Source organism: Nocardia sp. NPDC057668 (assembly GCF_042799795.1).
Lineage (GTDB): Bacteria > Actinomycetota > Actinomycetes > Mycobacteriales > Mycobacteriaceae > Nocardia.
The window spans coordinates 266,396-279,718 of the sequence record NZ_JBHVIC010000001.1 but is presented as its reverse complement, the minus strand read 5'-3'; the positions used below and the strand labels follow the sequence as shown (position 1 = coordinate 279,718).

At 67.4% G+C, this 13,323-nt stretch carries 13 protein-coding genes; 3 read left to right on the top strand and 10 right to left on the bottom strand.

What is annotated here, in order from left to right:
- Nucleotides 1–18: 18 nt before the first annotated feature.
- Together ACFVBH_RS01375 and ACFVBH_RS01370 are read left to right on the top strand one after the other, a co-directional pair.
- On the top strand, nt 19–1,164 hold the full coding sequence (locus tag ACFVBH_RS01375) for an acyl-CoA dehydrogenase family protein (RefSeq protein ID WP_378998733.1): 1,146 nt from the start codon (nt 19–21) through the stop codon (nt 1,162–1,164).
- Between the two features lie 37 nt (nt 1,165–1,201).
- Nucleotides 1,202–1,825 carry a TetR/AcrR family transcriptional regulator gene (locus ACFVBH_RS01370; protein ID WP_354985575.1) on the top strand — a complete coding sequence of 208 codons (624 nt, stop codon included), beginning with the start codon at nt 1,202–1,204 and terminating at the stop codon, nt 1,823–1,825.
- A gap of 399 nt (nt 1,826–2,224) precedes the next feature.
- On the opposite strand, the gene ACFVBH_RS01365 is transcribed toward ACFVBH_RS01370, so the two are convergent.
- The 6 genes from ACFVBH_RS01365 to ACFVBH_RS01340 all read right to left on the bottom strand — a co-directional run bounded on the left by ACFVBH_RS01365 (nt 2,225) and on the right by ACFVBH_RS01340 (nt 6,841).
- The gene (locus tag ACFVBH_RS01365; protein WP_354985576.1) at nt 2,225–2,476 is read right to left on the bottom strand and encodes a hypothetical protein; all 252 of its coding nucleotides are present in this window, start codon (nt 2,474–2,476) and stop codon (nt 2,225–2,227) included.
- A 285-nt stretch (nt 2,477–2,761) separates the two neighbouring features.
- The gene (locus ACFVBH_RS01360) at nt 2,762–3,823 is read right to left on the bottom strand and encodes a DNA polymerase domain-containing protein (RefSeq protein WP_378998730.1); all 1,062 of its coding nucleotides are present in this window, start codon (nt 3,821–3,823) and stop codon (nt 2,762–2,764) included.
- Complete coding sequence (locus tag ACFVBH_RS01355; RefSeq protein WP_378998728.1) at nt 3,820–4,935, bottom strand: ATP-dependent DNA ligase; 1,116 nt, start codon at nt 4,933–4,935, stop codon at nt 3,820–3,822. Before ACFVBH_RS01355 ends, ACFVBH_RS01360 begins: the two co-directional genes overlap by 4 nt.
- 109 nt (nt 4,936–5,044) lie before the next feature.
- Complete coding sequence (locus ACFVBH_RS01350) at nt 5,045–5,428, bottom strand: cold-shock protein (RefSeq protein ID WP_379001550.1); 384 nt, start codon at nt 5,426–5,428, stop codon at nt 5,045–5,047.
- A 59-nt stretch (nt 5,429–5,487) separates the two neighbouring features.
- Nucleotides 5,488–6,588 carry an SPFH domain-containing protein gene (locus tag ACFVBH_RS01345; RefSeq protein ID WP_379001548.1) on the bottom strand — a complete coding sequence of 367 codons (1,101 nt, stop codon included), beginning with the start codon at nt 6,586–6,588 and terminating at the stop codon, nt 5,488–5,490.
- Nucleotides 6,589–6,607: 19 nt separating this feature from the next.
- Complete coding sequence (locus ACFVBH_RS01340; RefSeq protein WP_354985580.1) at nt 6,608–6,841, bottom strand: hypothetical protein; 234 nt, start codon at nt 6,839–6,841, stop codon at nt 6,608–6,610.
- A 272-nt stretch (nt 6,842–7,113) separates the two neighbouring features.
- On the opposite strand from ACFVBH_RS01340, the gene ACFVBH_RS01335 reads away from it, so the two are divergent.
- Nucleotides 7,114–8,646 carry a DHA2 family efflux MFS transporter permease subunit gene (locus ACFVBH_RS01335; RefSeq protein ID WP_378998726.1) on the top strand — a complete coding sequence of 511 codons (1,533 nt, stop codon included), beginning with the start codon at nt 7,114–7,116 and terminating at the stop codon, nt 8,644–8,646.
- Nucleotides 8,647–8,766: 120 nt separating this feature from the next.
- Here the strand turns inward: ACFVBH_RS01335 and ACFVBH_RS01330 are convergent, their stop codons facing one another.
- From ACFVBH_RS01330 to ACFVBH_RS01315, 4 genes are all read right to left on the bottom strand, one after another.
- Nucleotides 8,767–9,270: a hypothetical protein gene (locus tag ACFVBH_RS01330; protein WP_354985582.1), complete on the bottom strand. Its 504-nt coding sequence runs from the start codon at nt 9,268–9,270 to the stop codon at nt 8,767–8,769.
- A 198-nt stretch (nt 9,271–9,468) separates the two neighbouring features.
- The gene (gene mraY, locus ACFVBH_RS01325) at nt 9,469–10,545 is read right to left on the bottom strand and encodes a phospho-N-acetylmuramoyl-pentapeptide-transferase (RefSeq protein WP_378998723.1); all 1,077 of its coding nucleotides are present in this window, start codon (nt 10,543–10,545) and stop codon (nt 9,469–9,471) included.
- Between the two features lie 130 nt (nt 10,546–10,675).
- The gene (locus ACFVBH_RS01320) at nt 10,676–11,902 is read right to left on the bottom strand and encodes a cytochrome P450 (protein WP_378998721.1); all 1,227 of its coding nucleotides are present in this window, start codon (nt 11,900–11,902) and stop codon (nt 10,676–10,678) included.
- 83 nt (nt 11,903–11,985) lie between these two features.
- Nucleotides 11,986–13,317 (bottom strand): nitrate/sulfonate/bicarbonate ABC transporter ATP-binding protein, encoded by a 1,332-nt coding sequence (locus ACFVBH_RS01315; protein WP_378998718.1) that lies wholly within the window; start codon nt 13,315–13,317, stop codon nt 11,986–11,988.
- Nucleotides 13,318–13,323: the final 6 nt, after the last annotated feature.

Sequence of the window (13,323 nt, the reverse complement as noted above, 5' to 3'; positions counted from 1 at the left end):
GGACACGAAGGAACGACAATGGCACGCCCGGCATGGAGCGACGACGAGGTCGAGGCCGTACGCGGACTCGCGAAAACCTTCTTCGAGAAGGAGGTGGTCCCGCACGAGGACAAATTCATCGAGCAGGGCCATCCCGACCGCGAGCTCTACCGGCGCGCGGGTGAACTCGGCCTGCTGTGCGCTGCGATCCCGGCCGAATACGGCGGCGGCGGTGGCACTTTCGCGCACGAGGCGGCCATCATCGAAGCCCAGTGCCAGCAGGGCGACGGGGCCATGGGCATGCCGGTGCACTCCTCGATCATCGCGCCCTACATCCACGAGTTCGGCTCCGAGGAGCTCAAGCGCTCGGTGCTGCCGCGCGCGGCCAGCGGTGAGATGGTGCTCTCGATCGGTATGACCGAGCCGGGCACCGGTTCGGATCTGCAGGCGATCAAGACCCGCGCGGTGCGCGAGGGCGACGAATACGTCGTCACCGGATCGAAGATCTTCATCTCCAACGGGTGGCTGTGCGACGGCATCATCCTGGCGGTCAAGACCGATCCGGCGCTGGGCGCGGCCGGGGTCTCGCTGATCTTCGCCGAGGTCGGGGACGACACCCCCGGATTCACGCGCGGGCGCATCCTGTCCAAGATGGGCGGCAAGGGCCAGGACACCGCCGAGCTGTTCTTCGACGGGCTGCGGGTGCCGGCCACGAATCTGCTGGGCTCGGCCGAGGGCCAGGGCTTCTATCAGATGATGCAGATGCTGGCCCAGGAACGCCTGGTCACGGCCATTATGGCGGTGGCGATGACCGAGCGCGCGGTGGAATTGACCATCGAGTACACCAAGGGCCGCGAGGCGTTCGGCAAGCCGCTGTTCGCGATGCAGAATACCCGCTTCGAGCTCGCGGAGTGCGCGACCATCGCCAAGGTGGGCCGGGTTTTCCTGGACGACTGCATCAGCAAGCACCTGCGCGGTGAGCTGGACATTCCCACCGCTGCCATGTCGAAGTACTGGTTGACCGATCAACTCGGTAATGTGGTGGATCGCTGCCTGCAGTTCTTCGGCGGCTACGGGTACATGACCGAATACCCGATTGCCCAGCTGTACACCGGCGCCCGGATCCTGCGGATCCTCGCGGGCGCCAACGAGGTGATGAAGGACCTCATTGCCCGCTCACTCTGACAGTCACGCACCGTCGAAGCCCGGCGGTACCGGCCCGGTGACCGCCGACGACGCCCCGTCGCGGCGGCGCCGGCTCGAGCCCGACGAACGCCGCGCGCAGATACTGTCCTGCGCGATCGACATGTTCGGCGAACGTCCGTACGCCGCGGTGTCCACCGCCGAGCTCGCCCAGCGGGCCGGGGTGGCCCGCGGGCTGATCAACCATTACTTCGGCAACAAGCGCGACCTGTACCTGGCGGTCGTGCGCCGCATGGTGACCCTGCCGCGCGCGCTCGAGATGGGGGTGCCCACCGGCACCACCCGCGAGCGCGTGAACGCCAGCGTGGCATGGCTGCTGGACACCATCGGCGAACACGGCACCACCTGGGTCAAGGTCACCGGCCTCGAGGGGATCGGCGACGACCCCGAGGTGCAGCGCATCCTGGACGAGGCCGACAACGCCGCCGCGATTCGCGTCGTGCAGATGGTCGGGCTCGAGGATTCGCTGCACAGCGCCGAACTCCAGGCCCTGGTCCGCTGTTACGGCGGGCTGGTCAAAGCCGCGGGCCGCGAATGGATCGTGCGCGGCAGCCTGACCCGCCCCCAGGTCCACGACCTGCTCGCCGACACCCTCACCACCCTGATCGGCGAGTCCTTCCCGAAGGTCCACGGCGCGCGCTGATCTCGGGCACGCACCGCAGGCGTGCACTCGATGCGACAACACCCGATGGTCCCGGCTCGAACCGGGACCATCGCGGTATCGCCCGGTTACGGGGTGTGCGGAACGAAGACCGGCGCCGGGTCGGTCCGGACAGGTGCGCGCGTGGGTCGAATCGGCCGACCGCGGCTCGGTCGGCGGCGATCTCCTGCGCCAGACAGTCCTGATCAATGTCGTCCAGATTCGCACGCGCGCAGCCGAACCCGAACCGAAGCGACAGGCCATCGTCATCCGCGCGACCGTGGAGAACGTCTGGGGGGCGCTGGCTCGTCAGCGACATCGACTCCCCATTGATGTAAGCCGAGCATCAGGTGCGCCCCGCCCGATCGGCAGTGAATGTCCGGGTGGGGGTGGCCGGGCTCGCTAGAGGCGGGGGTCGAAGACCAGGCGGAAGCCGGTCAGGGTCAGGGTGTTGTCGGGGGCGTGGGCGGCCTCCACCCAGAACTCGCGGCCGGGCAGCTCGTTGCGGGGCAGGTCGGCTTGGGCGGCTATCTGGGCGGCGGGCCATTGGATGGCCATCCAGGATGGGTGCCAGGGGGTTTCGAGGTAGGCGATCGCTTTGTCGCCCTCGCCGATTACCAGGACGCAGCGCACCTTCACGCGCTCGGTGCTCACCCCACCATGGTGCATCGGGGACCGGTGCGGCGGGGGCGGCGTGCGCGGTTGTGCCGACAATGCGGCCGCGCAGTTACCCGGCGGGCCGGTGCGGCGGCGCACGCCGAGTGCCGGTCACAACGGCGAACAGTCACCGTCCACCAGCCGCGTTCGGTCGTACCCGGGTCCGGGCGCGGCCGATGAAGTGGGCGGCCGGTGCGGAATGTGCCTGCCGTGCACGCTTATCGATGTTCTTGCGGCACGCGGAGTCCGGCATGCGCGAGCGCCGCGCGGACCACTCTGCTGCTAGTCGGCGTCCTTGCGGGCCCGTGAGGGTTGTACCCGCGAGGGCTCGTTCGGCATTTTCGGGTACTGCGGGGGCCAGGGAGCATCCTGGAGGCCCGCGGCCAAATCCTTGTCGGACAGCTCGAGCAGGGGAGTCAGGTCCTGGGGCGTGCGGTCGGACCAGGGGTCGCCGAACTCGGCGACGCGGGCGGGGACCGTGGCGATGGTCAGCTCGTCGTTGGTGACCTCGGGCAGCGCGTCCCAGGAGATCGGGGTCGAGACCTGGGCGCCGACCTTCGGGCGCACGCACCAGGCGCCGAACACCGTTTTGTGCGGGGCGTTCTGGTTGTAGTCCACGAACACCCGGGAGCCGCGTTCCTCTTTCCACCACTGGGCGGTGATGGTGTCGGGGTGCCGGCGTTCGAGTTCGCGGGCCAGGGCGACCGCGGCCGCGCGCACCTGGTAGCCGTCCCAGCGCGGTTCGAGCAACGCGTACAGGTGCAGCCCGCGCGACCCGGATGTCTTGATACGCACGTCGATTCCGAGTTCGCCGCACAGCTCGCGGGTGCGCTGGGCCGCGGCGCGCAGATCGTCGAAGGAGATGCCGGGCGAGGGATCGAGGTCGATGCGCAACTCGTCGGTGACCCCGGTCGGGGGCAGCAGTTCCCCGGCCGCGTCGTACACCGGCGGTGCGGTGCCGGCCGCGGGGGCGTCGGCGTGGGTGGGCCAGACGTGAAATCCCAAGCAGCCCAGGTTGACCGCCCACAGCAGGTGCGCCATGTCCGCGGCGACCAGGGCGTCGCTGACCGTGCCGTTGGGGGTGGAGACCTCGGTGGTCTGCAGCCAGGACGGCACCGATTTCGGGACGCGTTTCTGGAACCAGGACTTGCCGCCCGCGCCGTCGGGATAGCGTTCGAGCAGCACCGGGCGGTCCCGGATGGTGTTCATGATGGGTTCGGCGACCGCGAGGTAGTAGTTGACCAGATCGAGCTTGGTCTCCCCGCGCTTGCTGAAGTAGATCTTGCCGGGGTTGGAGATGGCGACGGTGCGCCCGTCGACCTCGATCTCGACCGAATCGCTCACCGCACAGTGCCTTTCGCCGCTCGGGCTTGATCGAAGATGTCGGCCAGCTCGGCGGGGGCGACCTCGTCGAGCTGGGCGTAGGTGCACGATCGCGGGGTGCGATCGGTGCGGAAGCGGGCCAGGCGCCCGCCGTGGCGGAACCGCCCGGCCATGACGTGTTCGTAGCGGACCTCGGCGACCAGTTCCGGGCGCAGCGGCTCCCACGACAGGTCCTTGCCCCCGGTCCAGCGGCTCACGCCGCCGGGCATCTTGCCGTCCGCGCGGGCCTGGGCGGCCGCGTCGGCCCATTCGCGCCACGGATGGTTCTCGAGCGCGTTCTCGCGCAGCGGGGCGAGTTCGGTGACGAGTTCTTTGCGGCGTTTGGCGGTGAAGGAGCTGGCCACGCCCACGTGATGCAGGTTGCCGTCCTCGTCGAACAACCCCAGCAGCAGCGAGCCGACCCCTTCGCCGTCCTTGTGCCAGCGAAATCCCGCGACCACGCAGTCCGCGGTGCGTTCGTGTTTGACCTTGAACATCACCCGTTTGTCCTGCAGGTAGCCCAGATCCGCGGCCTTGACCATGACCCCGTCGAACCCCGCGCCCTCGAACCGGGTGAACCAGTCCTGGGCGACCTCGGGATCATCGGTCATCGGCGTGAGGTGGATGCGGGTCGCGCCCGCGTCTGGTCCGCGCGTATCGAGCAGGGTTTCCAGCAGGGCGCGGCGTTCGGCGAACGGTTCACCGGTCAGATCCCGGTCCCCGAGCGCGAGCAGATCGAAGGCCACGAAACTGGCCGGGGTCTCGACCGCGAGCTTGTTCACCCGCGAGGCCGCGGGGTGCAGGCGCTGTTGCAGGGTGTCGAAGTCGAGGCCGTGCTCGGTGACGATCACGATCTCCCCGTCGATCACGCACTTGTCCGGCAGCACCGTGCCCAGCAGTTCCACCAGTTCGGGGAAGTACCGGGTCAAGGGGCGATCGTTGCGTGAGCCCAGTTCGATCTCGTCCCCGTCGCGGAACACGATGCACCGGAAGCCATCCCATTTGGGTTCGTAGCGCAGTCCGGATTCTCGCGGCAGGGCCGAGACCGATTTGGCGAGCATCGGTTTGACCGGCGGCATGACGGGCAGCTCCACACGACCTCCTCGGGTTGTCCTACCCAGGTAGACGGTGCGACCGGTGACAAATCACCGGTCGCGGTCCCTCGAGATCGTACGGGGTGAGCGGTCTGTTGTGCCCGAACCTCTAGCTTTCCAGCCACCCGTGCTGATCGGCGAACGCGGTCAGCCGGTCGCGGATGGTCAGTATTTCCCCGGCGGTGAGCGCGGGTGAGGCGTCCAGCAGCAGTTCGGTGATGAGCCGGCGATGTTCGGCCGCACTCAACTGACCGTGCACCCGTTCCTTGCTCTTGTGGGTGCGCACCGGCGGCGGCGGTGCGCTCGCACCCGCGGCCAGCGCCAGATTGACCGCCTTGGGTCCCCGATCACCTTCGGTCACGTCGAATTCGAAGACCCGCCCCTGCCGCAACTCGTCTTCATCCAGTCCGATGTCGTTGACATGGACGAACACGTCCGGCCCACCGTCTTCCGGACGGATGAAACCGAACCCCCGAGAGCTGTCGAACGACACCAATTTCCCGATGGACACCTGAACACCTGCTCCTCGTCGCCGCGTCCCTCGCGGTAACTCTAGTCCGCGGCTCGATCATTGTCGGAGGAAAGTGCCTTTTGCAACGAATTGAAGACAGTCAGGCCCTGACCAACCATGCCATTGATGATTTCGCCGACCCCCTCTGGGCCATTGAGGACCGTAACATTAGCGTGCGCCAAACCGGCCGCCGCGCTCTTGACGATCTCCGGAAGTTGTTCGATCAGAAGCTGATCCAGCGCGATCCGATTGTTCGAGGCCGCCGCCTCGGCCTGGATCCGGGTGCGGTTCGCCTCGGCCTCGGCCAGAATCCGCACCCGCTCGGCCTCGGCCAGCGCGGGCTTGACCACCTCGGCCTGCAACTGCTGTTCGCGCAGCTCGGCCTGTTTGCGCGCCTGCTCGGCCTGGGCCTCGAGCACCTCCTGCAACGCCACCGCCTGCGCGAGCGGACCGGCCTGGGCGGCTTCGGCATTGGCCTTGTCGATGTCGTGCTGATACTGCGCGCGCAGAATCGAGGTCTCGCGCGAATACTCGGCCTGGCGGCGCAGCGATTCCTGTTCGGCCTGGGCGGCGGCCTGCGCGGCCGCGGCCTGGGCGATCTGGGCATCACGCTGGACCGCGGCGTTGTGCGGGGCGGCCAATGCTGTGATGTAGCCGAGGTTGCCGTCATCGATCGACTGGATCTGGAACGAATCGACCGAGAGCCCGATGTTGCCCATCTCGACCTTGGAGGCCACCAGCACCTCATCGGCCAGGCGCTGGCGCTCGCGGATGATCTCCTCCACCGTCATCGAGCCCACGATCGAGCGCAGATGACCGGAGAAGATGCGCCCGGTCAGCACCGACATCTCCTGTTCCTGTTCGGACAGGAAGCGTTGGGCGGCATTGACGATGGACTGGGTGTCGTTGGCGACCTTGAACGCGATGACCGCGCGCACATCGAGCTGAATGGCCTGTTTGGTGACGCATCGTTCGGCGATCTCGGCCTCGAACATCGCCAGCGACAGGAACCGCACCTTGCGGAAGAACGGCAGCACCCAGGTGCCGTGACCGATCACCACCCGGAACGGCGCGTTGTCCTTGCTGCCCCCGCCGCTGACCAGCATGGCCTCATCGGGGTCGGGTACGTGATAACCCAGCACTGTTGTCTCCCTTGATAATTCACATGTCCCCACGATGGCCGCCGGGTAAGGGGATCCACGGCACCACATCGACGATCCGCCCCGGATGCACGCCCACCACCAGCACGGTGGCGCCGGAGTCCAGCGGCTCCGCGGCGCGCGCGATGTACAGCTCGGTCCCCCCTCGAATGGCGACCAGAACCTCACCGAGCATGTGCGGGCCCCGGATCGGCGTGGTCAGCGTACCGGTCAGTCCCAGCACGGGGTCGGACATCGCTGGGAACTCCTTGCCATTCACGGTGAATGCTCAGCGTACGTGGACAAGTGGAGCGTTCCGCGGCCTCGGGGAGGTGAATTCTCGGCCGAATTGTTAGCTAAAGATTCGCTATTTCTCAGTATCGTGGCTGAGGTCCGACGCTGGATGGCGCTGTGTGCGATGGCGAAAGGATCTCGAATGGTTCAGCGAGGTGGAGCCGGCGAAATATTCGGGCGTGTCGGGGCGAACGGCTATTGGTTCTGCGGCGATCGAGCTGGCAGGCTTAAGCGGTGACCACTCCTCCGGATTTAAGCAAAGCGGGTGCGCCCGGCGATGACAAACTCGACGCCGGCGTACTGAAGATCGCCGGCGTCGTCGTTCTCGGCGCCATCATGTCGATTCTCGACATCACCGTGGTGACCGTCGCGATCCCCAAGTTCCAGGAAACCTTCGACACCACGTATGCCATCGCGGCGTGGTCCATGACCGGCTACACCCTGGCCCTGGCCACGGTCATCCCGCTGACCGGCTGGGCGGCGGACCGATTCGGCACCAAACGCCTCTACATGGCGGCGCTGGTGTTCTTCGTGCTCGGCTCGGTGCTGTGCTCCACGGCCTGGAGCATCGAATCGCTCATCGCCTTCCGCGTCATCCAGGGCCTGGGCGGCGGCATGCTCATGCCGCTGGGCATGACGATCATGACCCACGCCGCGGGCCCGCACCGGATCGGGCGCGTCATGGCGGTCCTGGGTGTGCCGATGCTGCTGGGCCCCATCCTGGGCCCGATCCTGGGCGGCTGGCTCATCGACAGCTTCTCCTGGCACTGGATCTTCCTGATCAACCTGCCCATCGGCATCGTCGCTCTCGCGCTGGCGGCGATCATCTTCCCCGCCGACCGGCCCGAACCCTCCGAATCGTTCGACTTCGTGGGCATGCTGCTGGCCTCACCGGGCCTGGCGCTGTTCCTGTTCGGTGTGTCCTCGATCCCCGAGGCCGGCACCGTGGCGTCCAAGCGCGTGCTGATCCCGGCGATCATCGGCCTGGCGCTGATGGTGGCGTTCGTGTTCCACGCCATGCGCGCCAAGCACCCGCTGATCGATCTGCGCCTGTTCCAGAACAAGTCGCTGCGCTACGCGGTCATGACCATGACCCTGTTCGCGATGGCGTTCTTCGGCTCGGGGCTGCTGCTGCCCAGCTACCTGCAGCAGGTACGCGGGGAATCCACGCTCATGGCCGGCCTGCTCATCGCCCCCCAGGGCTTGGGCGCGATGCTCACCATGCCGATCGCGGGCCGCCTGGTCGACAAGATCGGACCCGGCAAGATCGTGCTCACCGGTATCACGGTGATGTCGCTCGGAGTGGCGTTCCTGACCCAGGTCAGCGCTGACACCCCGTACCCGATGCTGTGCGCGGCGCTGTTCGTCACCGGTCTGGGCATGGGCTGCACCATGATGCCGACCATGACCGCGGCCATCCAGACCCTGACCCACGCGCAGGTCGCGCGCGGCTCGACCCTGATGAACATCGTCAACCAGACCGCGGGATCGATCGGCACCGCGGTCATCTCGGTGGTGCTGACCAACCTGCTCAACAACCAGACCCTGGCCCAGCCCGCGATCGCCTCGAACTACGACCCCACGATCGCCGACAAACTGCCACCGGGTGCGCTCGAGACCGGATTCGACCAGGCCGCAACCGCTTTCGGGCACACCTTCGTGGTGGCCCTGGTGCTGCTGGTGGTCACCCTGATCCCGGCGTTCTTCCTGCCCCGGGTCAAGCCCAAGGATCCCGAAGTGGCCGGACAGGTCGTGGCCGCGCACTGATCCGCGCGCACCGATCCACCCGCCGAAACAGCGAAACCCCGTACCGGACCGCGATTCTCATCGCGGAAAGGTACGGGGTTTTCGTGTTCACGGGCTCGCGACCCGCCAGTGGTGCTCAGCTCACGCGCAGGCGGGGGAGACCACGTTGCCCAGGGTCAGCATGTTGCAGATCCACTCCTTCTGGACCTTCCACTTGCCGTCCTCGACCACCATCGGCACGGTCGCCTGCTGCGGGGCGCCACCGGCGATCGCGGCCTGCGCGTCCGCGGTCAGCGTGCCGTTACCCAGATCGGTCACCCCGGTGACGGTGATGGTGGCCTTGTTCTGCTGGTAGAAGTCGGTCAGCAGCTGGGGCAGGTTCGGGTCGGCCGAAACACCCTGCAGGAACGTGGTCTTCTGATCCAGGGGCACCGCGGGATCGGTCACGCGCTGCAGTTCGGCGTTCAGATCCGCCACGGTCGGGGCGGGCGGGTAGTTGCCCGCCGGGGCGGCCGTGGTCGCCTTCGAGGTGGTGCTCTTGGCGGTCGTGCCGGGCTTGTCGCCCTCACCGCACGCGGACAATCCCAGGGCGGTCACGACGGTCAGCGCGGCGATCGCGATGCGTCCGGTCATGTGAAGCGTCAACTGCTCGTCCTTTTCATTTCGTATACCTCCGGGCCGCAACAGCTCCGGGGCCCAATCCGCACGGCCGCCCCGCGAGCGAGGTGACCGTCCGCTGACAGACCTTACTGAGAAGTACGCGAGAAAACCCGCCCCCGGTCGGTCAGCGGGGTCCTTTGCCGCCGAATCCTCATCGCGCGCTCACCAACTCCTCAGAGTTCTCTAACTCGTCGCGGTCAGGTGATCGCCGTAGAACAGCATCAGCCCGGTCGCCGCGGCCACCGCTCCCAGCAGCCAGAACCGGATCGAGACAGTGGTTTCGGGCCAGCTGCTGAGCTCGAAGTGATGATGCAGCGGCGCCATCCGGAACAGCCGGCGCTTGGAACTTTTGAACACCGCGATCTGCAACAGCACCGACAGGATCTCCGCGCAGAACAGCGCGCCCACGACCACCATCAGCAGTTCGGTGCGCGAGGTGATCGACAACCCCGCCAGCAGCCCGCCCAGCGCCAGCGATCCGGTGTCGCCCATGAAGATCTTGGCCGGGGCCGCGTTCCACCACAGGAACCCCACGCACGCCGCAGCCGTCGCCGCGCACACCATCGCCAGATCCAGAGGATCGCGCACGCTGTAGCAGCCCTGGCCCGGACGGGTGGTGCACGCGTTGGTGTACTGCCAGAACGTGATCAGCACATAGGCGCCCAGCGTCAGGCCCATCGCCCCGGCCGCGAGACCGTCCAGCCCGTCGGTGATGTTGACCGCGTTGGACCAGGCCACCACCAGGAACACCACCAGCAGCAGGAACACCGGGGTGATCAGCGAGAGCCACGGCAGGTCCCGCAGGATCGAGACGTGCCGGCTGCCTGGGGTCAGCCCGGTGCTGTCGGGGAACCGCAGCACCAGCACCCCGAACACCACCGCCGCGCCCACCTGCCCCACATACTTTCCGGTGGCGGTCAATCCGAGGTTGCGGCGCTTGTACAGCTTGATGAAATCGTCCAGGAATCCCACCACCCCCAGGGCGGTGGCCAAACCCAGCACCAGCAGCCCCGACGCGGTGACCCCCGGTTCGTCGTTGCCGATCCCGATCAGATGCGACCCCAGGTACCCCGCCCACATCCCCAGCACGATCGCGATCCCGCCCATGGTCGGGGTCCCGCGTTTGGCCAGGTGCGTGCGCGGCCCGTCCGCCCGGATCTCCTGCCCCAACTGCTGCCGCGCGAAGATCCGCACCAGCACCGGCGTCACCGTGATCGACACCGCCAACGCGATCATCGCCGCGAACAGAATCTGCTTCATAAGGCCCCCACGGGCCGCCGCGAGCCGCGCGGCCCAATAGATCTGACACTGTCCAAAACGTTTCAGATGCTAGTCACAACCGGGCCCGCACACCCATCCGCACACAATCGCACCCCCGCGGGATCGGTCCTCACCCGTAGTGCACGTGCCAGCTCTTGATCGCGTTGAGCCAGCTCGAGCGCAGGCGGACCGGGTCCGAGACCTGGCGCAGGTTCGGCATCACCTCGGCGATCGTGTTGAACATCAGGTCGATCTGCAGGCGGGCCAGGTTCGCACCCGCGCAGTAGTGGGTGCCGTTGCCGCCGAAGCCCACGTGCGGATTGTGGGTGCGCAGGACATCGAAGGTGTACGGGTTCTCGAAGTGATCCTCGTCGAAATTGGCCGAGGCGTAGAACAATCCGACGCGGTCACCGCGCGCTATGCGCTGACCGCCGATCACGGTGTCCTCGAGCGCGGTGCGCTGCAGGGCCACCACGGGGCTGGCCCAGCGCACGATCTCATCGGGGGCCGTGCGCGGGCGCTGATCCTTGTACAGCTCCCACTGCTCGGGGTTGTCCACGAACGCCTTCATCCCGTGGGTGATGGCGTTGCGGATCGTCTCGTTGCCGCCCACGATCAGCAGCACCACGAACCACGCGAACTCGTCCGAGGCCAGCGCCTCGCCCTCGATGTCCGAGCGCAGCAGCGAGGTCGCGATGTCGTCCATCGGGCAGGCGCGCTTCTCCTCGGCCAGACCCCACGCGTACCCCATGACCTCGGCGGTGGCCATGCGGTGATCGCCCTCGAAATCGGGATCCTCGTAGCCCATCATCTGATTGGTCCAGCCGAAGATCTTGTGCCGGTCGGCCTGGGGCACCCCGATCAGATCCGCGATCGCCTGCAACGGCAGCTCCGCGGCGACCTGCTCCACGAAATCACCGCCGCCGCTGCGCTTGGCCTCGTGCACGATCCGCTGCGCCCGCTCGCGCAGCGCATCACGCAGCGAGTCCACCGCGCGCGGGGTGAAACCCTTGGCGATGATGCGCCGGTACTTGGTGTGCCGGGGCGGATCCATGTTCAGCAGCAGCGCGCGCTGGATCTCGATCTCCGGGCGCGTGGTGTCCTCGGTGAACCGGATCACCACCGTGTTCTCCTCCGAGGAGAACACCTCGGGTTTGCGCGAGATCTCTTTGACGTCATCGAGTTTGGTCACCGCCCAGTAGCCGTCGGAGTCGAAGCCGCTGGTTCCGCGCGGCTGCGGATTCCAGTACACCGGTGCGGTGCGGCGCAATTCGGCGAACTCGGCGATGGGCAAACGCTGGGCGAGCAGATCCGGATCAGTGAAGTCGAAACCGGGGGGAATGGACGGCGCGGGCACGGAACCTCCTGTGGCACATGATCATCAGAAGTCAACCACGCCCGCGCCGGGTCGGCGCGCCGTGCGATCGCCCCCGCCCGCTCTCAGCGCCGGCGGATATGTTCGGGCAGGTCGCTCAGGCCCGCGGGATCGGCGGTGATCCGGCCCGAATCGGTGTCGTAGTCGAACAATTCGCCGTAGCGGCCCCAATCGATCGCGATGTCGAGCTGCCGGCGCGCGTCCTCGGCGGAGAATCCGCGCCGCAGCAGATCCAGGAAGAAGTCCGCGCGCACCGTGCCGTCCGCGCTGCCGATCAGCGCGCTGCAAACAGTGCGCACCAGCGGGGCCCGCCGCCGCGCCTGGGTGGCGAAAATGTGTTTGCTGGTGTGAATGTTCGCGGTCGTGATGTTGGCCCCCACATTGGTCAGCAGCACATCACCGGACTCCACCAGCAGGAACCCCAGCAGCGCCGCCGCGTCCACCAGCGGCAGCAGATCATCGAGTTCGAAACTCAGATCATCGGCGATATCGGGCAGATCCGCGCGCCCGTCCGCGGCGTACACCAGCTCGAGCAGGCCCGCGATCCCGCCGACCGAGGCCTGCGGCAGCGGGGTCGCGAACGGGGTGCCCGCATCGGGGGCCGCGCTCTGGATCTCGGTGTCGCGCCCGGTCAGCAGACCGTAGATCTGATCGACCGTGGCGGTGAACCCCGGCGCGCGCCGATTGCGCGGGCGCGGATGCTCGATCGCGACCTCGGCGATGATGTGCCCGGGATTGGCGCCCAGGATCACCACCCGATCGGCCAGCTGCACCGCCTCCTCGATGTTGTGGGTCACGATCAGCACCGCCTTGGTCGGGAAATCGTCCGTGGCCCACAGCTTCACGAGTTCACCGCGCAGATTCTCCGCGGTCAGCACATCCAGCGCCGAGAACGGTTCGTCCATCAGCAGCAGATCCGGTTCCAGGACCAGCGCGCGGGCGAAGCCCACCCGCTGGCGCATCCCGCCCGAAAGTTCCTTGGGATAGGCCGATTCGAACCCGTCCAGGCCGATCCGGTCGATCGCCGCGAGGGCGAGTTCGCGCCGGGTGCGCGGATTCACCCCGCGCGCGGCCAGCCCGAGTTCGACATTGTCCTGCACGCTCAGCCACGGCATCAGCGCGAAGGACTGGAACACCATGGCCGCACCGGGATTGGACCCGGTCAGCGGCTCACCCCGGTAGCGGACCTGCCCGCTGGTGGGGGCCAGCAGGCCCGCCACCGCCCGCAGCAGGGTGGACTTGCCCGAGCCCGAACGGCCCAGCAATGCCACGATCTCCCCGTCGTGCAGGCGCAGATTCACGTGCTCGAGCACGGTGAGAGGTTCCCCGGCCGAGCCGGTGAACGACATGCCGACATCGTCGATGTCGATGAGGACCTCGCCGGATGCGATGGTCATGAGCGT